The sequence below is a fragment of the Paenibacillus terreus genome (assembly GCF_042138595.1).
Lineage (GTDB): Bacteria > Bacillota > Bacilli > Paenibacillales > Paenibacillaceae > Paenibacillus > Paenibacillus terreus.
This window is the reverse complement of sequence record NZ_JBHIRX010000011.1, coordinates 1-24649: the sequence shown is the minus strand read 5'-3', so window position 1 is coordinate 24649 and position 24649 is coordinate 1. Positions and strand designations below refer to the sequence as shown.

The window sequence follows — 24649 nt, the reverse complement described above, 5'->3', positions numbered from 1 at the left end:
GGGATAACCGGACAAGGGGGGACTTATGGAACAAAAGGTTGACGAAATACTGCTGCATGTATCCCAATCCCAGCAGCAGCTGACCCGACTCCTGGAAACGGAAAGGCATGTTGCCGTCCGCATGGCGCAAATTATTCATAATTTGCCTGACGAGGATCCGGAGTTCGGCAATTTGGGCGGGCTGATGGACAACTCGTCCGAGGTGAACAAAAGTGTGATTGCTTACCTGAATGGTCTCGCCGATCTGCAGGAGTCCATGGCAGAGCTGTTGGAAAAGGTGATGAAGGAATTAAACGGACAGGACGAGGAGTAGATGTGAACCGGGCGGTGATGAAAGCATGAGCAGAGAACAGGCCATGATGCATATGCTGGAATCCGCTGCGAAAATGCAGTGGGATATCGCTATGATTCTGGAGGCCAAAACGGTTGAAGCTGAGAAAGCCCGCAATTGGATTATCAATCATGTCGGAACTCAGGCTTTCGAGCAGCACGAGGACCAGCTTAAAAAACCGCTGGAAATTCATGAACAGCTGGTAGAAATGCTGGAGGGGCTGACCCGGGTACAGACAGGGCTTTGCAATAACATGAAGGCACTGCTGGATTCTGACGGGGGCTCCGGGGGCGGCGGCATGGGAGGAATGTTTGGCGATGCCATGAGCGGGGAAGATTTCGATACATGAACCGGGGAAACGAGCAGGAGGTAAAGCTTTCTCTTCTGGAATCGATTGCTGTTAGCCAGCAGGCTGTGGCAAGGATGATGAACAGCGTATCGGATGTCATCCCGCATTCGGGCATGTCCGCCAAGAGTCTGGAGGAGACGCTTCGTCTTCTGACGTCTTACCAGGAACAGATTACCCGTATGATCGCAGGGATCTCGCTGAATCGGCGGCTGGAGGGAAGCCCTGGCTTGCCGTGGATGAACAGCATGGAAGGCTTATACGCCCCTGTATCTGACCGGCATGCAAGGGAAGGAGGGACCGAATGAAACCGAAACCTGGCATCAGGAGGAAAACACGCAAAAATAGATTGGGTTACGGCAAACCCCTTTTAAAGAGAAGGCGCGTCCGCAAGCTGAAAGCGAGGAAAAGAGGACTTGTCCGGCGTAAACGGACGCCAGGGCAAGCGAGGAAACGGCGCATTCTTCGTCGTAAGCGGCATGTCCGGCCGCGGGATTTTACCGTTCCGGTTGAAGCTCCTCATATTCCTGCTCCGGCGCCGGGAGTTGACCCGCAGGCACTGGAGCCCGCAGCGGCGCTGCCGCATGATGGCACGGCCTTCAATAAAGGATACGAGGATGCTTACGAGGAAGGCTTTAATCAGGGCTTTTCTAAAGGCTACGAAGAGGGCAGCAGCCTGGCCAATCAGGCATAGGCACCCCCGCCAGTACAGGCGAACGGAAGAAATGGCAGACGCTGCAAGCAAATGCTTGCGGCTGTCTGCCATTTCTATTTTTGACATCAAAAATATTAGCTTTGGCGGCCTGATATTCCTGTTTTTGCTAAAAAAACTACTGCTGACGGTGTTCTGTCTCTTGATCATAGGCGGATTAAGAGAGGGCAATCGCCGCTTTTTCCCTTACGGAGGCAGTCGTCCATGATGTATTTGACCCCACGGCATATATAGATTAAGAGACGGAAGTCGAGTCTACAAAAAGACAGGTGATGCTGGTGGCGATAAGCCGAGATCCAAAAATGACAAGCAGTATTTTCCGAATGGGATACAGGGAAGGTCGAAGAATGGGGGGATGCCAGGCGATGGTGGAGCGCACTCCGGTGAATCCGCAGCTGGTGGATTGCCGGGTGCTTTTTATCCCGCAAGGCTTTCCGGCCATAGACAGCGGGGTGACGAGGGCGCTTCAGCGGTGTACCAAGGAGTGTATGGTAGGAACAGCGGAAACCATGTTTGAGTCGGCAGCGTCCTTCCGCCCTGATCTGATGCTGGTAATGAACGGGCTGCATGTGTTCCCGCCGGATCATCTGGAGCAGGTGGAAAAGGTAAGGTCACTAGGTATCCGAACAGGGATCTGGTTTGCGGATGACCCTTACTTTACAGAAGACACTTCCGCCATCGCGCTTCATTATGATGTTGTATTTACCCACGAGCTGTCCTGTGTCTCGTTCTACAGGTCGCTTGGTGCTGGAAATGTTCACTACATGCCCCTTGGGGTGGATGAAGAAATGTTTCATCCCCGCCGGGTAGATTTCCGGTATGATGTCTGCTTTATAGGGAACGCCTTCTGGAACAGGGTGGAGCTGTTTGATCAGCTTGCGCCTTTTCTGGCGGATAAAAAGGTGATTATTGTAGGCGGGCATTGGGACCGTTTGAAGCGAACCGATCTGCTCGGAAGGTTTATCCATGACCGCTGGATGGAACCGACGGAGACGGTGAATTATTACAATGCTTCGAAGATCGTGATCAATCTTCACCGCCCCAGCGAAATGGGCATGGATAACAGGAACACCTACCGGCAGCCGGCGATGTCGATCAATCCGCGAACCTATGAGATCAGCGCGTGCGGGACACTGCAGTTGACCGATGTAAGGGATGACTTAACGAGTCATTACCGCCCCGGTTACGATCTTGAGACGTTTGCGAACGCGGATGAATTAAGGGCCAAAATAGCCTACTATCTGAGATTCGGCAGGCAGCGCGAGCATATCGCTTGGCGGGGCGTGTATACGACACGCCGAAATCATACCTATACAAGCAGGATACCGAAGCTGCTGAACATCGCCTTGAGTTAGAAGCCGGAATTCCAACGAACAGGAGTGAACTGCATGGAAGAGCAGCAACCGGTAAATGTAAATTCATTGGCTGCGGCTGTCTCCTACAACAAAGGTCGCGAATACGGGGCGCATGCCGGCTATGAAGAAGGATATCTCAGGGGGAGAGCGAACGCCGTTGCGGCCCGAATCGAAACAAAGTTTCCAAAACGCCCGCTTCACATTTTGTACGTGTCCTCCGGCAAGCAGTATCCTTATTCACCGATCGATCAGGCGATTCATACAACGCTGCAGGACATGGTGCATCATGTGACGCTTGCGGATCCGCGCCAGCAGGTTGCCGATATCGCCGCGCATCTCAAACCTGATCTGGTATTGGTGCTGGATGGCTTGGAGCTGCCGGTAAATCAGGTGGATGAAATCCGTAAAAAAGGAATTCGGACAGCGGTATGGCTGACAGACGATCCTTACTATACCGATATTACAGCCAAAATGGCCCCTCATTTTGATGATATCTTCACACTGGAAATTAATTGCATTGATCTTTACCATAAATTAGGCTGCTCTTCTGTACACTATTTGCCCTTTGCAGCTTACAGGAGCCATTACTTTCCTTTGACAACCCCGTCCACGGTGCGGAGGGAGGTTAACTTTACAGGATCTGCATACTGGAGCCGCATCTACTTCATGAACCCCATCATGCCGCAGCTGATGTCCCACAACACGGGCATTAACGGCCTCTGGTGGGACCGGATCGAGAACTACCACATGTACGCGGATAAAATCGAGGTGAATAAATGGCATGATCCGGAAGAAACGAATCAGGTGTACAACGGCACCAAAATCGTCATTAACCTGCATCGCTCGCATTTGGACGATTCCGTGAACAATAATTCAAATTTGAAAATCCCGCCTGCTTCACCCAATCCGAGAAGCTTTGAAATTTGCGCGGCTTCAGCCTTTCAGCTCACGGATGCGCGGGACGACATGGCTCGTTTCTATAAGGCGGGGGAGGAGATCGAAACCTATACCACACCGCAGGAACTGATAGAAAAGGTCGAATACTATCTCACTCATGAGAAGGAGCGCCAGGAGATTGCGCTGAGAGGCCTCAAACGGACCTTGAAGGAGCATACGTATGCTCACAGGCTTCATCAGATGCTGTCCATCCTGTTTCCATAATGAAGACGCTGAATTGAAGCTGGAGAAAGGAGGCCGATGGCAATTAAACCCCGTATGATGCTGTTCAGCCATGTCAGTAACGCCTATACAATCACGGGCGCCGAAAGGCTGCTCCTGCGCTTCTGTCAGGAAATGTCCGCTTATTTTGAATGTGTGCTGGTCGCACCGGATGAAGGGAAAATCACGGCGGAAGCGAGGAAAAGGGGAATCGCTGTCGAGGTTCAAATCTTTCCGCTGATCTATAACATGTACACACCATATGAGGGATTGGAGCATGAGGTTGAGAAGTTAAAAGATGATCCTTATTTTGAGAAAATTGTGAATTTGATCAGAGCTGTTCAGCCCGATTTGATTTTGACCAACACCTGTGTGAACGTCATGCCTGCCATAGCAGCAAAAGCTCTTGGGATTCCGGTCGTGTGGAAGATCACGGAAATGATCAGAATCAATGCGCACACCGCTGAAGCGGTTCGGATGATCGATCGCTACAGTGACTGGGTCATCGGGATATCGAATACGGTGCTCATCCCCCTAAGGGAAGGATTGGCGGAAGAAAAAACAAGTGTGATCGAGCCTTCGCGAAGCATTACCGCGGCGGACCTGGAAAAATTGAGCGTTGTCAGAGAGAAGAAAAGAGCTCAGTTGGGACTGAAAGGCTCCCATTTTTGTGTAGGATATATCTCTTCATTTATTTACGAGGCCAAGGGTCTGCTGCACTTTGTGGAAATGGCCATAAAGCTGTGCAGAATCTATCCCCAGTGCAGGTTCTGGATTATCGGCAAACCGTCCGACTCCGTCTATTATTCGCAGTGCATTGCGATGATCCGGAAATCGAGGTATAGCAAAAGGTTTGTGCTGACTGCATTTGAAGAATCCCTTACGACAGTGTACGGCGTGATGGATGCTGTAGTGGTGCCGAGCATGGTGGAAGAAGGCTTCGGCCTTACCGCACTTGAGGGGCTGTTGTATGGCAGACCGGTCGTTGCCTTCGCCCAGGGCGGATTGGCCGAGTTGATGCATCAGACGGGCAATGCGGAATTCCTGGTGGAGCCCGGTAACAGCGACGGCCTGGTGGCTCGCGTGTCCCGATTCATCAATAACCCGGAGGAATGCAGAGCGATTGGCTGGCGGAACCGGCAGGAGGCTGACCGGATTTACGGGCTTGAGTCTTATCAAGTCAAAATAAGAGGTACAGTTGAGCGTTGGATGAACGAACGGCCGGAATGGTTTACTGTGCAGCGATCAGAAGGAGAGACTGAGATCATCGCGGGGGAACACAGTCCGCCGCCGGAAGCAGCAGGGCCCACGCTGATTGCAGAGGAGCAGGGAGCTGCCGCATCCCCTGATGCTGCTATAAAGAAACGTCGCACCGGTGGTCCGGCACGTCCCCGCAGGAGAGTACGGTTAATCCTCCGCATTACCCGGCGCGGCAAAAAAAGGAACCGCCTTTCGGCCAGGCGCCATCGCAGGCTTCCCAAGCGGATCAAGCGCGGAAGGCATAAACTGAGACTTACAAGGAGGGGCAGAATGAAAACCGGCTCAGCCGGCTCACGCAGAAAGGGTGCTGGGAGATGAAAATACTGACGATTCTGGGTACAAGGCCTGAAATTATCCGTCTCAGCCTGATTATTCGGAAATTGGACCGATGGGCTGGGAAGCATGTGCTCGTGCACACCGGGCAGAACTACACCGAAAGTCTGAGCGGGCAGTTCTTTCGTGAATTGGGCCTTCGCACCCCGGATTATGTGCTGCAGGAGAAAGCGGGAAGCCTTGGCTCACAATTGTCCGCCATGTTCTCTCAGATGGAGGAGATCCTGCTGCGGGAGCAGCCGGACCGTGTCCTGCTGCTGGGAGATACGAACAGCGCGTTATGCGCTGTGCTGGCCGAAAGGCTGGGCTTTCCCGTGGTGCATATGGAAGCAGGGAACCGCTGCTTCGATCTGGATGTGCCCGAGGAGAAGAACAGAAGGGTCATCGATGCCATATCAAGCATCAATATGCCTTACACGGAGCAAAGCAAACAGCACCTGCTTCGCGAAGGCTTTCCCGTGCAGCGGATTGTCATAACTGGGAATCCGATTCATGAAGTCATGAAGCACTACGAGCCCCAGATCAATGGCAGCGATATATTGACAAAGCTGGGACTCTCCAAGAACGACTATTTTCTGGTTACTGCACACCGTGCGGAAAATGTGGATCATCCTCTTCATCTCAAGGCGATTCTTGAAGGGCTCCACAGGGTTGCGGAAAGGTTCGGACAGCGGATTATCTGCAGCCTTCATCCCCGCACGGCCGCAAGAATTGCAGCCGCTCCGGGCATCAGCCTGCATCCGCTAATTGAGCTGCATGAGCCTTTCGGTTTCTTCGATTTTGTTCATCTGGAGCATCATGCGCGGTGTGCGCTGACCGACAGCGGAACCGTGCAGGAGGAATGCTGTATTCTGCAGGTGCCGACGGTTACGATGCGCCGGACGACAGAAAGGCCGGAAACGGTGGATTGCGGCAGCAATATCGTGTCAGGCCTTGACGGACCTGCCATCGAACGTGCTGCGGTGCTGATGACGGAGATGAACAAAGGCTGGCAGTGTCCAGCCGGATACCTGGCCGAAGATGTTTCCGACAAAGTGGTCAAATATTTGCTTGGGGGGAAAAAGCATGTTTAAAAATAAGCGAATTCTGGTAACTGGTGGCACGGGTTCCTGGGGATATGAGCTGGTTGCGCAGCTGCTGCAGTTTGAACCTCGTGAGATTATCGTGTTCTCACGTGGTGAGTCAAGCCAGGTCGCGATGAACAGGCACTTCGAGGACAGCCGGCTCAGCTTCTGCATCGGCGATATCCGGGACAGAGAAGCTCTGATGGCGGCCTGCCAGGGAGTGGATTATATCTATCACCTGGCGGCTTTAAAGCATGTACCTGTATGTGAAGATCAACCCTACGAAGCCCTTAAAACGAACGTTGTCGGCACGCAGAACGTGATCGAGGCAGCGCTGGCCAATAAGGTGGAAAAGGTCATCTATATTTCAACCGACAAAGCGGCCAACCCCTCGAACTTCTACGGAATGACCAAAGCCATTGGCGAAAAGCTGATTGTGTACGCCAATCTGCTTAACGGCCCGACCAAATTTGTCACGGTACGGGGTGGCAATGTGCTTGGTACCAACGGAAGCGTCGTTCACCTGTTCAAAAGCCAGATTCGCCAGAAAGGTGTTATATCCATTACCGATATGAATATGACCCGTTTCTTTTTTACACTGCGTGATGCCATATCCCTTCTCTTCAAGGCTTCCATCGAGAGCGTGGGGGGCGAAATCTTTGTCATTACCATGCCGACGTGCAGGATCATTGATCTGGCTCAGGTGTTGATTGAAGATTCGGGTGTGGAGAATGTGCAGATTGTTGAAAAAGGAATTCGCCCTGGCGAAAAAATTCATGAAATTCTGATGAGCGATTTCGAGAGTCTGACAACCGTTATGTACGATGATCAGTATCTGGTTATCCTGCCTACACTGAATATACCGGGTCTTAAAGAGCGTTATCAGCATTGCCCTCCGGTCACGTTCAGCAGCTTCAGTTCAGAGCATAATTTGATGTCCAAAGAAGAGATTCGGGCTATTCTGCGGCAGGGAGGCTTCCTCCAATGAATATTCTCGTTTTTGGCGGAAACGGAATGGCCGGGCATATGCTGGTTCAATATTTCAGGCAGCAGGAAGATCATCGCGTATATTATACGACACGCGACCCGGGAGATCCGGATGGCCTGCTGCTGGATGCCTCGAATTTCGGTATGGTGGAGTCCATCATTCAGACCGTACGGCCATCTGTCATTATTAACGCGGTAGGCGTACTAAACCAGTTTGCTGAGAAAGACAAAGTGAGAGCCTACGAGATCAACAGCATTTTGCCGCATCGGCTGCGTAAAGCAGCTGATCTCGTCGGCGCAAAGCTTGTTCATATCAGCTCGGATTGTGTGTTCTCGGGCACACGTGGAGGATACAAAGAACGGGACCGGCCTAATGGAACCAGTGTCTACGCAGTAACGAAGGCACTCGGAGAAGTTGTAGAGGGCGGGCATCTGACGATACGGACATCCATTATTGGCCCGGAAATCCGTGAAGGCGGCATTGGCCTGTTTCAATGGTTTATGCAGCAAAAAGGCGAAGTTAGCGGATACCGGCATGTCATGTGGAACGGAGTGACTACGCTTGAGCTTGCCAAGGCCATAGATGTCCTCATGAAGCAGGAGCTGTCCGGCCTCGTTCACCTGGCATGTCCGCAGCCTGTGAGCAAGCATGATCTGCTGCAGCTGATGCAGCAAATTTGGGACAAAAAAGATGTGACCATCATCCCTGTGGATGTACCTGTACAAGACCGGACGCTGCGGTCTACACGCCCGGACATGAATTATGTTGTTCCCGAATACCGCGAAATGCTGGAGGAATTGCATTCATGGATAAGAAATTCCCAAAAAAGCCAGTCATCCTCGTTACGGGTGCTTCCGGATTTACTGGCATAAATGCTTGTCACCATTTTGCTTCGATCGGAATGAAAGTGGCGGGACTCGTTCGCGAGTCCCGGCCCCAACCCGAAGGATTGGATCATGTTTCCTACTTCCAGTGCGATCTACTGGATCATCAGCGTCTCCGGGAGCTTGCTGCCAGTCTCAAGCCGGATTATGTCCTTCACCTTGGCGGTAAAAATGCGGTGTCCGAATCATGGGAGCATCCTGTTCGCTTTATGGAAGCCAATGTGATGGGGACGGTATATCTGCTGGATGCGCTGCGTCAGCTTCCACAATGCAGAATTCTGGTGGCCGGGTCGAGGCTAAAGGCTCCGCTCGATGCGCCTGAGCAAGTTATTCACCCCTACGGTCTCAGTAAAGGGCTGCAGCAAGCTGCAGCCCGGTCCTGGGCCGCGCTCTTCAAGCAGGAGGTCGTGACGGCGGAGTCCTCCAATCTGATCGGTCCTGGTCCGTCCACCGGATTTTGCGCTCTGCTGGCACGTCATATTGTCCGTTCCGAGCGGAAAGGCTCCGCTGGCCCCTTCCGTGTCTCTTCACGAAAGGCGGTCCGCGATTTCTTGGATGTCCGTGATGCGCTGCGGGCTTATCAGCTGCTGCTGGAGCAGGGAGAGAGCGGGAAAGTCTATCCGGTGTGCTCGGGAACCGAACAAGAGCTTGGCACTGTGGTTGATCACATGCTTTCCCTGTCCGGAAGCGGCCGACAGGCTGAGATCGAATGGGGACAGAATGGGGAAGCAGCCTCAGGACAACCGCAGCGGGCGGAGTGGCTTGAAGCGAAGGGCTGGAGCCCGTCCATTCCATTACACCAATCGCTGGCTGATTGCCTGGATTATTTTCGAAACAGAGAGGAAGGAGAGGTATGACATCGAGACCGAAGGTATCGATTATTATTCCGTTTTATAACTGCAATTACGTTGAACACGCTTTGGAAAGTGCATTGAATCAGAGCTACCGGCCCATTGAAGTGATCCTTATGGACGACGGATCGACAAGTCATAAGGAGAGGGTGACGCCTTACCTCCCGTATATACACTATCTCGGCAAACCTAACGGCGGCACAGCCAGCGCATTGAATCACGGAATCCGTCATGCGAAAGGAGATTATATCGCCTGGCTGAGCTCAGACGATATCTTCCACCCAGATAAAATCAATCACCAGGTTCATTTTATGCTTCAGTTTAATTCATCCATCTCCCATACCAATTTTAATTACATCGATGACCATGGCGGATTAACCCAGCTGCGCGCGGGCGAGCCGTTTCTTTCCACCCGGCAATATCTGGAGCGCTTTGCCACGGCCAACCCGATTAACGGATGTACAGTCATGTTCAAAAAGGAGCTTTTTGATCGTATTGGCTTGTTCGATGAGTCCCTTCCTTACACGCATGACCTGGATATGTGGTACCGTGTTCTGCTCGGAGGCCACTTCACCATGTACCTGGATCAGGCTTTGACGAACTACCGTGTGCATAGCAATATGGGCACACGACTGCACTCGGATAAAATCAAACTGGAATATGAGCAGGTACAGTCCCGTTACCAGCCCCGCTTTCAGGAAATGCTGCGCCGCATTTGTGCGTGATTTTTCCTGAGCAGGTTATCTTTCAGGCAGGAGTGACGATCTATTGAATATTTTACTGGCAACGTACTGGGGGATTCCTCATTTGGGAGGGGTCTGGCCGTTTATGCTGCAGATTAAGCGAAGATTGGAGCAGATGGGTCATACCGTTGATCTGTTAGGGAATACGCCGGATAGTTCTAAATTTCATTTGGTCAACCAGGGAAGGGAGCTGGGGAAGGAGCTCATCCTTCCTGTTCTGGAAAAGAGGCTTGATGAGATGGCGGCACCTCTGCTGCATGCGGATTCCTGGGTTCGCTTCATGGAGCTGGACCGATACTGCATGGAGCTGTCCGCGTCGTATTTCGGCCTGGACCATTACGACATCATTCATACACAAGATGTCATCTCAACGCTTGCCATGAGCAGGGTGAAAAAAAAGCATACCGCGCTGGTCGCCAACATCCACGGCTCGATTGCCAGGGAATTCATGCTTTGGCAGCATGACTACGAATACCGGGAATCGCCGGTGTGGAAATACTACTGGGCCTTGGAGCATTACGGAGCTAGTGCTGCGGATGTAACGATCGCTTCAACCAACTGGATGAAGAACATTCTTGTACAGGATTTTGAGGTTCCCGAACAGCAAATCTGCACCTTCCAATATGGTCTGGACACCGATCAATTCTGGTCCGTCAGCGCCAAAGGCACGGATATAACCGCCCCTTACGGAAAAAAGGTGATTATTTGTCCTTCCCGTTTGGTGCATATTAAAGGGTTGCATTTCCTCATAGCTGCTCTGCAGCTGCTGAAGCAGCACCGGAGCGACTGGGTATGTTGGATTGTAGGGGAAGGGCTTATAAAAGAGGAGCTAATGAACCAGGTGCTTCAGGCGGGAATTGGTGAAGATGTGATATTTCTCGGGCATCGCGAAGATGTTCCTGCTTTGCTTCAGGAGGCTGATATCTTTGTGCATCCCAGCATTCAGGATAATATGCCTTTTTCAGTGATGGAGGCCCAGGTATCGGGATTGCCTGTCTTGGTGTCCAATGCCGGGGGACTCCCGGAAATGGTTCAGCATGAAGTTACTGGCCTAATCTCCCCCGTAGGGGATGTCAATACGTTAGCCTCCCAACTTGATTTTCTTCTGACATATGATGAAGCCCGTGTCAATATGGGAGCGGCGGCTAAAGCACGGGGGACGGAGCATTGGTCCATGGATCAAATGATCGGAAGGCTTCTTCAGGTTTATCATAGGGCTTCAGATCAGAAACGGAGTTGTCAGATATCAGTGTAGGACAGACAAAGGAAGGTGAGGGAATTTATGAAAGTTATGGTAATCAGTGATTTATACAACAGAATATTTGCAGTTCAGCAGTCACATCCGGATTTGTATGTGGAATACAGCATTTGGAACAGAATCAATATGGGACTTCCCGAAGAGTATACCTTACCCGATCAGAGGGTGCTGTCAGTGTTACTGGAAGATCGCAAATAACATGTGAAAAAACCTCACATCCAAGTGTATGATGCCCTTTGGAGTGAGGTTTTCACTGCGGAAGTTGGGCAGAACAAAACCACAGCGGCAGGTTCCTCGTACACATGTGCTCATTTCAACAGGTTATCTTTCAGACAGGGAGTGACGATCTATTGAATATTTTACTGGCAACGTACTGGGCAATTCCCTATTTGGGTGGGGTTTGGCCATTTATGCAGCAGCTCAAGTACGGACTGGAGCAGCTTGGGCATACTGTCGATCTGTTTGGCAATGGGACGGGGAACCCTAAATATCATATTGTCAACCAGGGGAGGGAACTGGGAAAGGAGTTCGTTCTTCCGATACTGGAAGAAAGGCTAAATGAGAAGGCGGCCCCCTTGCTGCATGCGGATTACTGGATTCGCTTCTTCGAGATGGAACGGTATTGCTTGGAGCTGTCTGCGTCGTATTTCGGTCTGGGCCATTACGACATCATCCATACACAGGATGTCATCTCAACGCTTGCCATGAGCAGGGTGAAAAAAAAGCATACCGCTCTGGTTGCTAACATCCACGGTTCGCTTGCAAGGGAATTAATGCTTATGCAGGAATTGAATCAGGACTCCAATTTTCAGGCATTACCGGCGTGGAAATACTACTGGGCCCTGGAGCATTACGGAGCTGGTGCCGCAGATGTAACGATAACTTCAACTCACTGGCTGAAGAACATTCTTGTGCAGGATTTTGCGGTTCCCGAGCAGCAATTCAGCACTTTCCAATACGGCCTGGACGCTGATAAATTCTGGTCCGTCTGCTCCAAAGGCACGGATGTAACCGCTCCTTATGGAAAAAAGGTGATTATTTGTCCTGCCCGCCTGGCTCAAATTAAGGGGCTGCATTTCCTCATACCTGCACTGCAGCTCCTGAAGCAGCGCCGAAGCGACTGGGTGTGCTGGATCGCAGGGGATGGGGAAAAAAAAGAGGAGCTGATGCAGCAGGCGTTTGCGGTGGGCATCGGCGAGGATGTGATGTTTCTCGGACAGCGCGAAGATGTTCCTGCCTTACTTCAGCAGGCTGATATTTTTGTACATCCAAGCGTTCAGGATAACATGCCCTTTTCGGTGATGGAAGCCCAGATATCGGGACTTCCCGCTGTAGTGTCCAATGCCGGGGGGCTCCCGGAAATGGTTCAGCATGAAGTTACGGGCCTTGTTTCAAATGTGGGGGATATCGATACTTTAGCCTCCCATCTTGAGTTTCTCCTGGCACATGATGAAGTTCGTGCCAATATGGGAGCGGCGGCTAGGGCGTGGGGGACAGAACATTGGTCAATAGATCAAATGATCGAAAGATATCTTCACGTTTATCAGCGGGCTGCAGCCATGCACTGAGTCTTCTGATATAAGCGTGGGACAGGTGAAGAATAAGGGAGGAAAAGCCATGAAAGTTCTGGTGATCAGCGATTTATACAACAGGATATTTGCAGTTCAGCAGTCACATCCGGATTTGTATGTGGAATACAGCATCTGGAACAGAATCAATATGGGACTTCCCGAAGAGTATACCTTACCCGATCAGAGGATTCTATCGGTTTTGCTGGAAGAACGCAAATAACATTTTAAAGACCCTCCTTACAGAAAAAAAGATGGGCTGCCGGAGATGGCTCAGCAAGAAGTGACAGGTCTTGTTTCAGCCGTGGGGGACAGACGAAACCTTTCAGACAGGGAGTGAGGGTTTATTGAATATTTTGCTGGCAATGTACTGGCCGATCCCCCATTTGGGAGGGGTCTGGCCGTTTATGCTGCAGATGAAGCGCGAACTGGAGCAGCTTGGGCATACCGTCGACCTGTTTGGGAATACACCGGATCGTTCTAAATATCATATGGTCAACCAGGGGAAGGAACTGAGCAAGGATCTCGTCTTTCCTGTGCTGGAAAGAAAGCTTAATGAGACGGCAGCCCCCCTGCTGCAGATGGATTCCTGGGTGCGCCACCTTGAGCTGGACCGGCACTGCATGGAGCTGTCCGCAGCTTATTTCGGATTGGACCATTACGACATCATTCATACGCAGGATATCATCTCAACACTTGCCATGAGCAGGGTGAAAAACAAGCATACCGCTCTTGTCGCCACCATCCACGGCTCGCTTGCCAGAGAATATATGCTTTGGGAGCAGAATCCCGGATACCGGGAATCGCCGGTGTGGAAATACTACTGGGCTTTGGAGCATGACGGAGCCGCTGCTGCGGATGTAACCATAACTCCTACCAATTGGTTGAAGAATATTCTTGTGCAGGATTTTGCAGTTCCCGAACAGAGAGTCAGCACCATCCCAAACGGCTTGGACATCGATCAATTCCGGTCCGTTTGCGCCCAAAGCACCGATATAACCGCCCCCTACGGAAAAAAAGTGATGATTTGTCCTGCCCGTCTGGTGCATATTAAAGGGCTTCATTTCCTCATCTCCGCTCTGCAGCTGTTGAAGCAGCGCCGGAGCGACTGGGTATGCTGGATCGCAGGGGAAGGGGACAAGAAAGAGGAACTGATGCAGCAGGCGTTGGCGGCGGGAATCGGGGAAGATCTTGTTTTTCTTGGTCAACGTGAGGATGTTCCCGCCTTGCTGCAGCAGGCAGATATCTTTGTACACCCCAGCATTCAGGACAACATGCCTTTTTCGGTAATGGAGGCTCAAGTTTCAGGGTTGCCGGCTGTAGTGTCCAATGCCGGGGGACTGCCGGAAATGGTTCAGCATGAAATTACGGGACTCGTCTCTGATGTAGGGGACGTAAATACATTAGCCTCCCATCTTGAGTTTCTTCTGGCACATGATGAAGTTCGTGCCCATCTGGGGGAGACGGCTAAAGTGTGGGGGACGGAACATTGGTCATTGGATCACATGATCGGGAGGTACCTTAAGGCTTATCAGCGGGCACTATGGCCAAACAAATGATTCACCTGATCCAAAAGTGTCATGCGGGTATGCGTAGTAAGATTATTTACAGGTATCTTTCAGAAAGGGAGTGAAGGGCAATTGAATATTTTGCTGGCAACGTACTGGCCGATTCCCCATTTAGGCGGGGTCTGGCCGTTTATGCTGCAGGTCAAGCGCAGACTGGAGCGGCTTGGACATACCGTCGATCTGTTTGGGAATGGGCCTGATGCTCCTAAATATCATATTGTCAATCAGGAGAGGGAACTGAGCAAGGACTTCATTCTCCCCATGCTGGAAAGAAAGCTCAATGAGAATACGGCTCCCCTGCTGAGTATGGATCCCTGGGTTCGCAATGTCGAGCTGGACCGATACTGCTTGGAACTGTCCGCGGCTTATTTCGGGCTGGACCATTATGATGTTATTCATGCACAGGATGTCATCTCAGCGCTTGCATTGAGCCGGGTGAAAAGCAAACATACAGCTTTGGTTGCCAACATTCATGGCTCACTTGCAAGCGAAGTTATGCTTTTATTGCAACGGAATCAGGACCCCAGATACCGCGAAACGCCCGTGTGGAAATACTACTGGGCTTTGGAGCATTACGGGTCTGTTGCCGCGGATGTTACGATAACTTCAACCACTTGGATGAAGAACATTCTTATGCAGAATTTTGAGGTTCCCGAACAGCAAATCAGCACCTTCCAATACGGTCTGGATACCGACCAATTCTGGTCTGTCTGTGCCCAAGGTACCGATCTGGTCGCGCCTCCCGGAAAAAAGGTGATTATTTGTCCTGCTCGTCTCGTTTATATTAAAGGGCTTCATTTCCTTATATCCGCCCTTCAGCTCCTCAAGCAGCGCCGCAGCGACTGGGTGTGCTGGATCGTAGGGGACGGGGACAAGAAAGAGGAGCTGATGAAACAGGCAATTCGGGCCGGAGTCAGTGGGGACGTTATGTTTCTCGGCCATCGGACGGATATTCCCGCTCTGCTGCAGCAGGCAGATATCTTTGTACATCCCAGCATTCAGGATAACCAGCCTTTTTCAGTGATGGAGGCCCAGGTATCGGGATTGCCCGTTGTTGTTTCCAATGCGGGAGGGCTGCCGGAAATGATTCAGCATGAAGTGACAGGCCTCGTCTCATCCGTGGGGGATGTCAATACGTTAGCCTCCCACCTTGAGCATCTCCTGGCTCATGATGAAGTTCGTGCCAGTATGGGAGCTGCGGCAAAAACTTGGGGGACAGAGCATTGGTCAATGGATCAAATGATCGAAAATCTGCTTAAGGTTTATCAGAAGGCACTTTGGCCAAGCAAATGATTCTGACTACACATCTCTGAACTGAATGATTGATTAGAAGGGGGCTATTCCTTAAGTCATTGAAAATGGCTTATGGCAGCCCCATTCGTATAATTAGAATCATATTTTTATGCCATGAAAAATGCACCCCTATAATTCATCGGTAGGGGTGCAGTTCTTATGTTAGAGTATGTTTTTTGGTTTTTTTAAATTATTCAAAAACTGTAAAGTCCCTGTTCGTATGGCTGGCAATGATCGTACTGCCTTTCATAAGCTCTACGAGTACAAGCAGGGTATCCTTGTTCCGAGTATTCGACACAACTTGCAGCATGAATGGGTTTCCGTATGTGGAAATATTTTTGAGCATGAATAAAGACGGATAATCATTCTGAGTCTGCAAATTGCGGAGCTCACGCAGCAGTAAGCCGTCGGGGCTGTCTACCTCCACCAGAACGTCAGTTTGGTGCAAACCACAGTTCTGGATGGTTATTTGGATGGCGTCAATTTCTTGGCATGGATAATGGATATGCTGTTCGGTGGACAAGCGGAACACAGACATAGGTAAAGCCTCCTTTTTTAGCTGGCTGATTTCATTATATGGAGGAAAAGGGATGACGGCTTGGACGATTGCCTTTTTTGGAATAATCCTGTATTGGTCCATACTCTTTGTCGAAATCATGCATTTAATGAATTATCAACTGATGAGGAGGTAAGCCGGAAGTTATTCATTCCTTCGAAATGTAAATTGATCAGGAGGGTGAGGCCATTGAAGGCTGTTGTAACCGGAGGAGCCGGATTTATCGGGACCCATCTTGTTCATGCCTTGATTGATTCCGGATATGAGGTGCACGTGCTGGATAACCTTTCAACCGGAAGTGCTGCTGGGCTGGATCCAAGAGCAGAGTTTCATCAAGTTGATATCCGCAGTGTCGAGGCCGGAGAGATCGTCAAGCGGGAACGGCCTGATGTCGTCTTTCATCTGGCTGCCCAGGCTGATGTACAGTATTCCATCCGGCAGCCATTCCAGGATGCCGATGTTAATATTATGGGTACGATCCGCATGCTGGATGCCTGCCGAGAGACGGGCAGCAAGCTGGTTTTTTCCTCTACCGCAGGGGTGTATGGCGAACTGCAAAAAGAACGGATCGAGGAGGAGGACCCCACCGTTCCGATCTCGGGTTACGGCCAATCCAAGCTGGGAGCGGAAAACTACATCCGTTTGTTTCACCGTCTTTATAACGCAGATTATACTATTTTGCGTTATAGCAATGTATATGGACCGGGTCAAGGCGTAAAAGGTGAGGGGGGCGTAGTAGCCCTGTTCATGGACCGGCTGATGAAAGGGGAATCCCTGCAAATTCATGGGGACGGCGAGCAGACGAGGGATTTTATTTATGTAAAAGATGTAGTCCAAGCCAATATAGCTGCTGCCCGTAAAACCTGTCAAAGTACGGTCCATGTCAGCACAGGCCGGACTTCTACAATTAACGGTCTGGCTTCCTATCTGCTTGGACTGCACGGTGGAGGTTTGGAACCTGCACACACACCGGCCAAAATGGGAGACATCAGGCACAGCTGTCTGGATAATACCAAAGCTGCGCGACTGCTTGGCTGGGAGCCAGCTTACAGTTTTGAAACAGGGCTAAAGCAGACTTATGATAGTTGGTTGAACCATGTTGGATGAAATTCATTCGGACAAGCAGCCCTCCGGTGACTGAGGGAGGGCTGCTGCAGGTTACCGGCCTGCGTTAACCACTAGTCGGCTAATCCCAGCGAATGGAGCATGGAGCGGAAGGAATGGACATACGAATCAGGGCTCAACAGTTCGGCGACCGTATCCCTTCCCTGCTGGCGGATATGCTCGCGCAGGGCATAATTCGTTATCAATTCTGCTCCTTCTGCTGCCGCTTGATCAAGATCCCCATGCCCATAAAATTTCCCCGTTTCATTATGTCTGATCAAGGTGCGTACCCCGTGGGAATCGGTGCTAAGCACCGGGCAGAGACAGGCCATGGCTTCTGCCACGGCATATCCGAAGCCTTCGAGCAGGGAGGTGGAGAGCAGAAAACCTCCAGAATCGCCGATCATGGAGTAATAATAAGGCATTTTATGATGCGGGACATTGTTTAACTTTTCAATAACATTGGATAAGCCATGGGTATTGAGCAAGTACTCGAACTGATTCCTGTCATCAGGCTGTGAAAGGGTATCGTCATAAAACATCCACAACCCCAGGTTGGGGAATTGCTGTCGCAGCAATAAAGAGATATCCAGAAAATGTCTCCAATTTTTATTGGGCTCAAGCCTTCCGATCCAGGCTGCAACCGGATGGGAAGGGGGGATGTTTGGTGTATAGTGGATTGCAGATGTGTCGAGCACATTCGGAAAAGAGAAAAGCTTGAGCGATGGACATAGCCTGGTGAACAGCTCAACAAGATATGAAGTTGTCGGCACAAGTACCCCGTTGCAGCAGTTATAGAGGACCGGCGCGGCCGAGGTCACCGTATTTTCAGCCTCTTCGAAAGTTGAAAATCCCTGCGCTTCATAAATGAGCACACCGTTATAGCCCGATTGGCGCAGTTTGGTCAGCAAATGAAAATCCGTGGCAATTACGACAGCATCGTATTGGTTGGCATGAACAATCTTCAGAACCTCGTTATCGTCAGAGACGACAAAAACCGGGATATCATTTTTCATAAGATTTTGCTTGCCGGTACCAATTTGGTAATACAGCAGGTGACATTCAATTCCGCTGCGTGCGAGTACTGTGCAGCGCTGGCGATTCAGTGTTTCCATTCCCCCGCTTGGTACAAAAAAGGTGAATAATATTTTAATTGTCATTCTCTCCTTTCCCGGAGGCATGTAAAGGGGCAGCGGTTAAGGCTTTATGACCCGGATCAGCTCATTTCGCTCGGTACTTCCATTCCGACATGTTACTCGCCATAGACTCATCAAAGCACAGCGTCCCCACCCCAAGTCGGCTGTAGACATAGCCAAAATGCCTGGTCAAGGTTTCGATACAGGCTTCCCACTGCTGATAATACATATATTCACGTCCCATATAATGCGTGTACGATTATTTCTCCGGACATTCGCAATGATAAAAGCCTCACCCGAAAATACCATTACGGCTATTCGGGCTGAGGCTTTATATGCGGAAGTACATAAGACAAAAATATTAGACATTGGGTGCGTACACATGGGCGCTCATTTCAACAGGTCCTGTCACACATGCCCGATTGTCCACCGACTGTACAGTAAGACAGTAGATATGTCCCTCAGGAATATGTCCCGTATCCTCAAAAGAGAGTCTTACGATCCCGCGCTCGTAGCAGGACTCCTGTGTCCACTGCAATACCGGACCGGTGGTGCTATTTCGCCGCAGCCGGACGTCAAGCTCCCCTATATCCCAGTTTAACAGCGGATTCTCCCATTCCAGAACCGCTTCAATGATGATCTTGTGCTGAGGTTCGGCTTCCGGAATGATGATGGTGGACAATACGGCTTCTTCACTGCTTGCATAAAAGGGAAGCGCATGAGTCCCTGGCTCGGCCTTATTTTGAATGGTGTACTTTAACATCATTCTCTACCTCCCGCAGTTATTCAAGAATCGTAAAGTCACTGTTGCTATGTTTGACCGTGAACAGCAACGGAACTGTAAATTACTGTTCTTATTATATGAAGGAAGAGGAATGACGGATTGGATGGCTACCTTTTTTGAACTACTTCTGCTATGGTCTATACTTTCAGCCTTAAGCACGCATTTAATGAATTATTAAAACGATTGTTGACAAGGAGGTGCATTCATGCAGCTTGAAGAACTGCGTGGCGCCTATGACGCCGTTTTCAGCCTTGGACAGAATTGTACGCCGGCCATCCAGATGGAAAAGAACGGACTCAGGCCGTTTGCCGGGGTGCTGGATTGGATGATGTCCGACACCCTGGCTGACGTCAATCGGCTTCTTCGCGGTCGTTTTTCCGGATTTATGGAGTTTCCCAATCTCGTTGTGACAGGAAAGGGTCAGTTCAATTATATGGTCAAGGATACGGCCTTCAATGTCATATCCGTTCATGATTTCCCGCAGAGCCGGAACACGCCCTCCAATCTGGCCACCTATCCCGAGTTTAAGGTGAAAATGGACCGTCGGATCCAGCGTTTTCTCGAAAAGGCGGCTGCCGCCCGGCGTGTGCTGTTCGTAAGAATGCTGGGAACAAAAGAGGAAGTGACGGAGCTGAATGAAATATTGGGTCAGCTTGTCAGCTATGAGTACCGCTTGATTATCATCAATTATTCACCAGCCTCCGAACTGCTGGAGGTAGATTGGCAATTACCGAATGTGTGCGCACTGGAAATGCCTTATGCAGATATTTGGAACTATCGGAGTGACCCGCATTGGTCCAGAATCTTTCAGGGTATTGAGCTGTCTGCAGAGTAATTTACACAAAGCAGCAGCGTGGAAGAGCAATTCCTGAAAAAGGAGGGCACCCAATGTTAAACCGATTGCAGGGAGAGTATGATGCTGTCTTCAGTTTGGGAGGTCACTGTCTGCCATCCATTCAGCTGGATAAAAACGGTCTGCGCCCCTATTCAGGCCCTATCGATTGGATGATTTCAGGCAGTCTGTCGGATGTAAACCGGCTGCTGGCCGCCCGTTTCGCCGGCTTTATGGAATACAGCAATATGGTCATCAGCGGTCATGATTATGGTGCCTACAATTATTTACTGGAAGATGTGGCTTACCATATTACTGCAGCGCATCACTTTCCGGTATCTGTGAATTCACCGGGAAATCTTGTTTCATATCCGGATTTCAAAGCTACGCTTGACCGGCGTATCCAACGCTTTCTGGATAAGATGGATAATGCATTGAAGGTTCTGCTCATCCGCGTCGGGGGCCTCAGAGAGCAGGTAGTGGAACTGGAAGCAGTGCTTTCTACTATAGTAAAACATGATTTCAGGGTCTTATTTGTGGAATATACTGGCATGGGGGGAGTAGGGGAGCTGAATTGGGGGCTCGGCAGGGTCATTTCCGTTGAACTCCCCCCGGAAGATATCTGGAACGGCCAGGATGAATTGTGGAGATATATGCTGGAAGGGGTCCGTCTGTCAAATTAATGTATCCAGGAGATGAGCCGGTGAAGGCTTGCGTAACCGGATCATATGATTACTGGAAGAACAATGCCTGCCGAAAAAAGTGAATAAACAAACAGCCCTCCGGCGTGTCGCCGGAGGGCTGTTGCAGGTTAAGTAGACTGCAGTATGAACCTTTCAGTCAACCAACCCCCACCGAGTGCAGCATGGAACGGAAGGAATGAACATAGGAATCCGCATTCAGCAGTGCGGCGACAATGTCCCTTCCCTGCCCGCGGATATGTTGGCGCAGTTCATAATTCGTGAGTAAATCCGCTCCTTCTGCCGCCGCCTGATCAAGATTCCCGTGCACATAAAATTTCCCCGTTTCATTATGTCTGATAAAGGCCCGTACTCCGTCGGAGTCCGTGCTAAGCACCGGGCAGCGGCAGATGATAGCCTCTGCCGCGGCATATCCGAACCCCTCCAGCAGGGACGTGGAAAGCAGAAAGCCTCCGGAATCGCCGATCATGGAGTAATAATGAGGCATCCTGTAATGCGGGATATTGGTCAACCGTTTCAGCATATCAGATAATGCATAGACGTTAACCCAATGCTCGAATTGATCCCTATCCTCCGGCTGCGAAAGGGTATCATCATAAAACATCCACAGCTTCAGGTTGGGAAATCGCTGCAGCAGCAACAAGGAAATGGACAAAAAATGCTTCCAGTTCTTGTTTGGCTCAAGTCTTCCGACCCAGGCTATAACGGGATCGGAAGGTGGGATGTTCGGCACATAATGGAATGTGGACGTATCGAGCACATTCGGAATAGAAAATAGCCTGAGCTCCGGGCATATTCTGGTGAACAGTTCAACAAGATAGGCGGTTGTCGGTACAAGAACGCCATCACAGCAGCTTTGCAGAACCGGCGCAGCCGAAGTTATAGTAATTTCAGCCTCTTCCCGGGTTGCAAAGCCCTGTGATTCATAAATAAGAGCGCCGCTATATCCCGCTTGACGAAGCTTGGGAAGCAAATGATAATCCGTGGAAACTATAATAGCATCGTAGAGATTGTGCTGAACAATTTTCAGAATCTCGCTGTCGCTCGGGGCGATGAAAACAGGGATGTCGTTTTTTTGCATCAGATTTTGCATGCCTGCGCCGGTCTGGTAATACAGCAGATGGCATTCAATTCCGCTGTGCGTAAGTACTGTGCAGCGTTGGCGATTCAGTGTCTCCACTCCGCCGCTTGGCACAAAGAAGGTGAACAGTATTTTAATTGCCGCTCTCTCCTTTCCCGGAGGCATGAAAAGAAAATGGTGGATAATAAGTATATTCACGTCCCGAAGCATGCGTGCAAAACATCCTCTTTTTTAACTCAGCACTTTCAAGCGGCGCGTCAGGATTCCTCCTTGGTGACTGTCTGGGAATTGCCGAGCAGATCATTCAGCAGCTTGCGGTTATGCAGAACAGACGGATCAGAAGGAATGTATTCTGCGGCCTTCTCGTTATGTTCATAGGAGCGGACATAGTCCCCAAGCTTGTAATAGCAAATGCACAGTTGTATGTGAGGCACCCACGTCCAGTATGCATCCTGAAAAAAGCCCATCGTTTCGGGGCGCTTGATCTCTGTCGCAAGGGTATACCATCGGGCTGCCTTGTCTACCTCGTTTCGCTCCATGTGGTATCTGCCCATACGGCAGCAGAGTTCCGCACGGGGGCTGTCATATTTCAGGCTTTTCAGGCCGGCTTCCACACTCAGCTCTTTTTGTCCCAGCGTCTCATAACAGCTGGCCATTTTATCGCAAGCCGCGATGGCATCCTCATCCCAGCATGCATTGGTATCCAGAAACAGCTGGTAGTTTTCAGCTGCCTGCTGGTACAGGCCATTATCCCGGAGCTCATTGGCATAATAGTACTGGTCCCGGGGGGTCAGGGAATGGCCCTGGGCAATCTGCTTTTCATAAATTTCCAAATTTCTGCGGGGATTCCCGGCTTTGAGGTGCTTATGTTTATGTGTTACAGCGATGTCTGCGTGATAAATAGGACCCGCGACGGCCAGATACTCGTGTACGGCACCGACCCAACGGAATCCGGCTGAACGTTTAACGAGCCTGTTTCTGCGGTAACTAAGGGTAACATTCCCGTGACCGTCGAAACCGACATTGTAGATCATGGAGACCGACTGGTAATGAGGCTCAAGGGAATGCTTTAACTCCTTGAGCTTGCGGGCGTCCTCTTCCTCAAAAACATCGTCTGCATCCAGCCACAGAATGTATTCCTTGGTGGCTTGATCAAAAGCGTAATTGCGGGCTTCAGCGAAGTGATCTATCCATGTAAAGGGGAAAATACGGTCTGTATACTTGCGGCAAATTTCAGACGTCCGATCCTGTGATCCAGTATCCACAATGTTGATTTCATCCACGATGTCCTGCACGGAGCGAAGGCAGGCATCAATGGTATGCTCTTCGTCCTTAACGATCATGCACAGGCTGATGGTAATCAAATTCATCTCTCCTTGTTTTATCGGGTATTCAAGTTTTATCTTCGTGAAAAAGCATGAGCCTGCCGCTTAAGCGGCAGGCTTTGCTGCATTGAGAGAGGATTCTATAAAATATCGCCAGTTGGCCCGGTCGGTCCGGTGTCGCCAGTAGCGCCAGTGGCACCAGTCGCCCCAGTGGCTCCGGTCGGTCCGGTGTCGCCAGTAGCTCCCGTCGCTCCAGTAGCTCCCGTCGCTCCAGTAGCTCCGGTCGGTCCAGTGTCGCCAGTAGCGCCCGTAGCTCCAGTTGCCCCAGTGGCTCCGGTCAGTCCGGTGTCGCCAGTAGCGCCCGTGGCACCAGTAGCACCAGTCGGCCCGGTCGGTCCGGTGTCGCCCGTGGCTCCAGTAGCTCCAGTAGCGCCGGTAGCTCCCGTCGCCCCAGTGGCTCCGGTCGGTCCAGTGTCGCCAGTAGCGCCCGTAGATCCAGTTGCCCCAGTGGCTCCGGTCAGTCCGGTGTCGCCAGTAGCTCCAGTGGCTCCAGTAGCGCCGGTGGCTCCAGTAGCGCCGGTGGCTCCAGTAGCGCCGGTGGCTCCAGTAGCGCCGGTGTCGCCAGTAGCGCCGGTGGCTCCAGTGGCTCCCGTGTCGCCAGTGGCTCCAGTAGCGCCGGTGGCTCCAGTGGCTCCCGTGTCGCCAGTGGCTCCAGTAGCACCAGTCGCCCCAGTGGCTCCAGTCGCTCCGGTCGCACCCGTGTCGCCAGTCACTCCAGTCGCTCCAGTGGCTCCCGTGTCGCCAGTGGCTCCAGTAGCGCCCGTGGCTCCAGTGGCTCCAGTCGCTCCAGTCGCTCCAGTGGCTCCAGTCGCACCCGTGGCACCAGTCGCTCCAGTCGCTCCAGTGGCTCCAGTCGCCCCAGTCGCCCCAGTCGCCCCAGTCGCTCCAGTCGCCCCAGTGGCTCCAGTCGCTCCAGTGGCTCCAGTCGCTCCAGTGGCTCCAGTGGCTCCAGTGGCTCCAGTCGCCCCAGTGGCTCCAGTGGCTCCAGTCGCTCCAGTCGCTCCAGTGGCTCCAGTAGCACCAGTCGCTCCAGTCGCTCCAGTCGCACCCGTGGCTCCAGTCGCACCCGTGGCTCCAGTCGCTCCAGTCGCTCCAGTGTCGCCAGTCGCTCCAGTAGCTCCAGTGTCGCCAGTCGCTCCAGTAGCTCCAGTCGCTCCAGTCGCTCCAGTGTCGCCAGTCGCTCCAGTAGCTCCAGTGGCTCCAGTCGCTCCAGTCGCTCCAGTGTCGCCAGTCGCTCCAGTAGCTCCGGTGGCTCCCGTCGCTCCAGTAGCTCCAGTGTCGCCAGTGGCTCCAGTGGCTCCAGTAGCGCCGGTGGCTCCAGTAGCTCCAGTAGCTCCAGTGGCTCCAGTGGCTCCAGT

At 51.4% G+C, this 24649-nt stretch carries 28 protein-coding genes; 22 read left to right on the top strand and 6 right to left on the bottom strand.

All coding sequences use genetic code 11. The features are described from left to right. The first annotated feature begins 25 nt into the window (after positions 1 to 25). From ACE5KN_RS19210 to ACE5KN_RS19120, 19 genes are all read left to right on the top strand, one after another. Complete coding sequence (locus tag ACE5KN_RS19210) at positions 26 to 313, top strand: nucleoside-diphosphate sugar epimerase (RefSeq protein WP_375524360.1); 288 nt, start codon at positions 26 to 28, stop codon at positions 311 to 313. A gap of 25 nt (positions 314 to 338) precedes the next feature. Further along, entirely contained in the window at positions 339 to 680 is a 342-nt protein-coding gene (locus ACE5KN_RS19205) for an alpha-helical endospore appendage domain-containing protein (RefSeq protein ID WP_375524361.1), read from the top strand. Next, positions 677 to 985, top strand: coding sequence for a hypothetical protein (locus ACE5KN_RS19200; RefSeq protein WP_375524362.1), 309 nt, complete (start codon positions 677 to 679; stop codon positions 983 to 985). Before ACE5KN_RS19205 ends, ACE5KN_RS19200 begins: the two co-directional genes overlap by 4 nt. Then, positions 982 to 1371, top strand: coding sequence for a FliH/SctL family protein (locus ACE5KN_RS19195; RefSeq protein WP_375524363.1), 390 nt, complete (start codon positions 982 to 984; stop codon positions 1369 to 1371). The genes ACE5KN_RS19200 and ACE5KN_RS19195 overlap by 4 nt, the downstream gene beginning before the upstream one ends. A gap of 31 nt (positions 1372 to 1402) precedes the next feature. Then, the gene (locus ACE5KN_RS19190) at positions 1403 to 1597 is read left to right on the top strand and encodes a hypothetical protein (protein WP_375524364.1); all 195 of its coding nucleotides are present in this window, start codon (positions 1403 to 1405) and stop codon (positions 1595 to 1597) included. 139 nt (positions 1598 to 1736) lie between these two features. Beyond that, the gene (locus ACE5KN_RS19185; RefSeq protein ID WP_375524365.1) at positions 1737 to 2744 is read left to right on the top strand and encodes a CgeB family protein; all 1008 of its coding nucleotides are present in this window, start codon (positions 1737 to 1739) and stop codon (positions 2742 to 2744) included. A 33-nt stretch (positions 2745 to 2777) separates the two neighbouring features. After that, complete coding sequence (locus tag ACE5KN_RS19180; protein WP_375524366.1) at positions 2778 to 3905, top strand: CgeB family protein; 1128 nt, start codon at positions 2778 to 2780, stop codon at positions 3903 to 3905. A gap of 36 nt (positions 3906 to 3941) precedes the next feature. Continuing rightward, positions 3942 to 5480 carry a glycosyltransferase gene (locus ACE5KN_RS19175; RefSeq protein WP_375524367.1) on the top strand — a complete coding sequence of 513 codons (1539 nt, stop codon included), beginning with the start codon at positions 3942 to 3944 and terminating at the stop codon, positions 5478 to 5480. Continuing rightward, positions 5477 to 6568: a non-hydrolyzing UDP-N-acetylglucosamine 2-epimerase gene (wecB, locus tag ACE5KN_RS19170; protein ID WP_375524368.1), complete on the top strand. Its 1092-nt coding sequence runs from the start codon at positions 5477 to 5479 to the stop codon at positions 6566 to 6568. Before ACE5KN_RS19175 ends, wecB begins: the two co-directional genes overlap by 4 nt. Beyond that, on the top strand, positions 6561 to 7547 hold the full coding sequence (locus ACE5KN_RS19165) for a polysaccharide biosynthesis protein (RefSeq protein ID WP_375524369.1): 987 nt from the start codon (positions 6561 to 6563) through the stop codon (positions 7545 to 7547). Before wecB ends, ACE5KN_RS19165 begins: the two co-directional genes overlap by 8 nt. Next, on the top strand, positions 7544 to 8419 hold the full coding sequence (locus ACE5KN_RS19160; RefSeq protein WP_375524370.1) for a dTDP-4-dehydrorhamnose reductase family protein: 876 nt from the start codon (positions 7544 to 7546) through the stop codon (positions 8417 to 8419). The genes ACE5KN_RS19165 and ACE5KN_RS19160 overlap by 4 nt, the downstream gene beginning before the upstream one ends. Next, complete coding sequence (locus ACE5KN_RS19155; RefSeq protein ID WP_375524371.1) at positions 8353 to 9288, top strand: NAD-dependent epimerase/dehydratase family protein; 936 nt, start codon at positions 8353 to 8355, stop codon at positions 9286 to 9288. The genes ACE5KN_RS19160 and ACE5KN_RS19155 overlap by 67 nt, the downstream gene beginning before the upstream one ends. Beyond that, positions 9285 to 10007 (top strand): glycosyltransferase, encoded by a 723-nt coding sequence (locus ACE5KN_RS19150; protein ID WP_375524372.1) that lies wholly within the window; start codon positions 9285 to 9287, stop codon positions 10005 to 10007. Before ACE5KN_RS19155 ends, ACE5KN_RS19150 begins: the two co-directional genes overlap by 4 nt. A 43-nt stretch (positions 10008 to 10050) precedes the next feature. Then, positions 10051 to 11280, top strand: a complete 1230-nt coding sequence (locus tag ACE5KN_RS19145; RefSeq protein WP_375524373.1) for a glycosyltransferase family 4 protein — start codon at positions 10051 to 10053, stop codon at positions 11278 to 11280. Positions 11281 to 11307: 27 nt separating this feature from the next. Continuing rightward, positions 11308 to 11481: a hypothetical protein gene (locus ACE5KN_RS19140; RefSeq protein ID WP_375524374.1), complete on the top strand. Its 174-nt coding sequence runs from the start codon at positions 11308 to 11310 to the stop codon at positions 11479 to 11481. A gap of 152 nt (positions 11482 to 11633) precedes the next feature. Next, complete coding sequence (locus ACE5KN_RS19135) at positions 11634 to 12851, top strand: glycosyltransferase family 4 protein (RefSeq protein ID WP_375524375.1); 1218 nt, start codon at positions 11634 to 11636, stop codon at positions 12849 to 12851. 49 nt (positions 12852 to 12900) lie between these two features. Further along, positions 12901 to 13074 (top strand): hypothetical protein, encoded by a 174-nt coding sequence (locus tag ACE5KN_RS19130; RefSeq protein WP_375524376.1) that lies wholly within the window; start codon positions 12901 to 12903, stop codon positions 13072 to 13074. Positions 13075 to 13198: 124 nt separating this feature from the next. After that, entirely contained in the window at positions 13199 to 14410 is a 1212-nt protein-coding gene (locus tag ACE5KN_RS19125) for a glycosyltransferase family 4 protein (RefSeq protein WP_375524377.1), read from the top strand. 81 nt (positions 14411 to 14491) lie between these two features. After that, positions 14492 to 15712, top strand: a complete 1221-nt coding sequence (locus ACE5KN_RS19120) for a glycosyltransferase family 4 protein (RefSeq protein WP_375524378.1) — start codon at positions 14492 to 14494, stop codon at positions 15710 to 15712. Between the two features lie 190 nt (positions 15713 to 15902). On the opposite strand, the gene ACE5KN_RS19115 is transcribed toward ACE5KN_RS19120, so the two are convergent. Next, positions 15903 to 16250, bottom strand: a complete 348-nt coding sequence (locus ACE5KN_RS19115) for a hypothetical protein (protein ID WP_375524379.1) — start codon at positions 16248 to 16250, stop codon at positions 15903 to 15905. 207 nt (positions 16251 to 16457) lie between these two features. Between ACE5KN_RS19115 and ACE5KN_RS19110 the strand changes: the two genes are divergently transcribed. Beyond that, entirely contained in the window at positions 16458 to 17375 is a 918-nt protein-coding gene (locus tag ACE5KN_RS19110; RefSeq protein WP_375524380.1) for an NAD-dependent epimerase/dehydratase family protein, read from the top strand. 71 nt (positions 17376 to 17446) lie between these two features. Here the strand turns inward: ACE5KN_RS19110 and ACE5KN_RS19105 are convergent, their stop codons facing one another. Together ACE5KN_RS19105 and ACE5KN_RS19100 are read right to left on the bottom strand one after the other, a co-directional pair. Then, positions 17447 to 18532 carry a glycosyltransferase family 4 protein gene (locus ACE5KN_RS19105; RefSeq protein WP_375524381.1) on the bottom strand — a complete coding sequence of 362 codons (1086 nt, stop codon included), beginning with the start codon at positions 18530 to 18532 and terminating at the stop codon, positions 17447 to 17449. Between the two features lie 337 nt (positions 18533 to 18869). Further along, positions 18870 to 19274 (bottom strand): hypothetical protein, encoded by a 405-nt coding sequence (locus ACE5KN_RS19100; RefSeq protein ID WP_375524382.1) that lies wholly within the window; start codon positions 19272 to 19274, stop codon positions 18870 to 18872. Between the two features lie 223 nt (positions 19275 to 19497). On the opposite strand from ACE5KN_RS19100, the gene ACE5KN_RS19095 reads away from it, so the two are divergent. Together ACE5KN_RS19095 and ACE5KN_RS19090 are read left to right on the top strand one after the other, a co-directional pair. Then, a complete protein-coding gene (locus tag ACE5KN_RS19095) occupies positions 19498 to 20127 on the top strand; it encodes a DUF1796 family putative cysteine peptidase (RefSeq protein ID WP_375524383.1) in 630 nt (209 codons plus the stop codon). 53 nt (positions 20128 to 20180) lie between these two features. Continuing rightward, the gene (locus tag ACE5KN_RS19090) at positions 20181 to 20807 is read left to right on the top strand and encodes a DUF1796 family putative cysteine peptidase (protein ID WP_375524384.1); all 627 of its coding nucleotides are present in this window, start codon (positions 20181 to 20183) and stop codon (positions 20805 to 20807) included. Positions 20808 to 20964: 157 nt separating this feature from the next. Here the strand turns inward: ACE5KN_RS19090 and ACE5KN_RS19085 are convergent, their stop codons facing one another. The 3 genes from ACE5KN_RS19085 to ACE5KN_RS19075 all read right to left on the bottom strand — a co-directional run. Further along, on the bottom strand, positions 20965 to 22071 hold the full coding sequence (locus ACE5KN_RS19085) for a glycosyltransferase family 4 protein (RefSeq protein WP_375533129.1): 1107 nt from the start codon (positions 22069 to 22071) through the stop codon (positions 20965 to 20967). A gap of 92 nt (positions 22072 to 22163) precedes the next feature. Next, complete coding sequence (locus tag ACE5KN_RS19080) at positions 22164 to 23270, bottom strand: tetratricopeptide repeat-containing glycosyltransferase family 2 protein (RefSeq protein ID WP_375524386.1); 1107 nt, start codon at positions 23268 to 23270, stop codon at positions 22164 to 22166. A 101-nt stretch (positions 23271 to 23371) separates the two neighbouring features. Continuing rightward, a partial coding sequence (locus ACE5KN_RS19075; RefSeq protein WP_375533128.1) for a hypothetical protein occupies positions 23372 to 24649 on the bottom strand: 1278 nt, incomplete at its 5' end.

Coding starts and splice junctions, on each gene's coding strand:
- ACE5KN_RS19210 (WP_375524360.1), top strand. CDS start 26: ATGGAACAAAAGGTTGACGAAATACTGCTGCATGTATCCCAATCCCAG.
- ACE5KN_RS19205 (WP_375524361.1), top strand. CDS start 339: ATGAGCAGAGAACAGGCCATGATGCATATGCTGGAATCCGCTGCGAAA.
- ACE5KN_RS19200 (WP_375524362.1), top strand. CDS start 677: ATGAACCGGGGAAACGAGCAGGAGGTAAAGCTTTCTCTTCTGGAATCG.
- ACE5KN_RS19195 (WP_375524363.1), top strand. CDS start 982: ATGAAACCGAAACCTGGCATCAGGAGGAAAACACGCAAAAATAGATTG.
- ACE5KN_RS19190 (WP_375524364.1), top strand. CDS start 1,403: ATGGCAGACGCTGCAAGCAAATGCTTGCGGCTGTCTGCCATTTCTATT.
- ACE5KN_RS19185 (WP_375524365.1), top strand. CDS start 1,737: ATGGGGGGATGCCAGGCGATGGTGGAGCGCACTCCGGTGAATCCGCAG.
- ACE5KN_RS19180 (WP_375524366.1), top strand. CDS start 2,778: ATGGAAGAGCAGCAACCGGTAAATGTAAATTCATTGGCTGCGGCTGTC.
- ACE5KN_RS19175 (WP_375524367.1), top strand. CDS start 3,942: ATGGCAATTAAACCCCGTATGATGCTGTTCAGCCATGTCAGTAACGCC.
- wecB (WP_375524368.1), top strand. CDS start 5,477: ATGAAAATACTGACGATTCTGGGTACAAGGCCTGAAATTATCCGTCTC.
- ACE5KN_RS19165 (WP_375524369.1), top strand. CDS start 6,561: ATGTTTAAAAATAAGCGAATTCTGGTAACTGGTGGCACGGGTTCCTGG.
- ACE5KN_RS19160 (WP_375524370.1), top strand. CDS start 7,544: ATGAATATTCTCGTTTTTGGCGGAAACGGAATGGCCGGGCATATGCTG.
- ACE5KN_RS19155 (WP_375524371.1), top strand. CDS start 8,353: ATGGATAAGAAATTCCCAAAAAAGCCAGTCATCCTCGTTACGGGTGCT.
- ACE5KN_RS19150 (WP_375524372.1), top strand. CDS start 9,285: ATGACATCGAGACCGAAGGTATCGATTATTATTCCGTTTTATAACTGC.
- ACE5KN_RS19140 (WP_375524374.1), top strand. CDS start 11,308: ATGAAAGTTATGGTAATCAGTGATTTATACAACAGAATATTTGCAGTT.
- ACE5KN_RS19130 (WP_375524376.1), top strand. CDS start 12,901: ATGAAAGTTCTGGTGATCAGCGATTTATACAACAGGATATTTGCAGTT.
- ACE5KN_RS19115 (WP_375524379.1), bottom strand. CDS start 16,250: ATGTCTGTGTTCCGCTTGTCCACCGAACAGCATATCCATTATCCATGC.
- ACE5KN_RS19105 (WP_375524381.1), bottom strand. CDS start 18,532: ATGACAATTAAAATATTATTCACCTTTTTTGTACCAAGCGGGGGAATG.
- ACE5KN_RS19100 (WP_375524382.1), bottom strand. CDS start 19,274: ATGATGTTAAAGTACACCATTCAAAATAAGGCCGAGCCAGGGACTCAT.
- ACE5KN_RS19095 (WP_375524383.1), top strand. CDS start 19,498: ATGCAGCTTGAAGAACTGCGTGGCGCCTATGACGCCGTTTTCAGCCTT.
- ACE5KN_RS19090 (WP_375524384.1), top strand. CDS start 20,181: ATGTTAAACCGATTGCAGGGAGAGTATGATGCTGTCTTCAGTTTGGGA.
- ACE5KN_RS19085 (WP_375533129.1), bottom strand. CDS start 22,071: ATGCCTCCGGGAAAGGAGAGAGCGGCAATTAAAATACTGTTCACCTTC.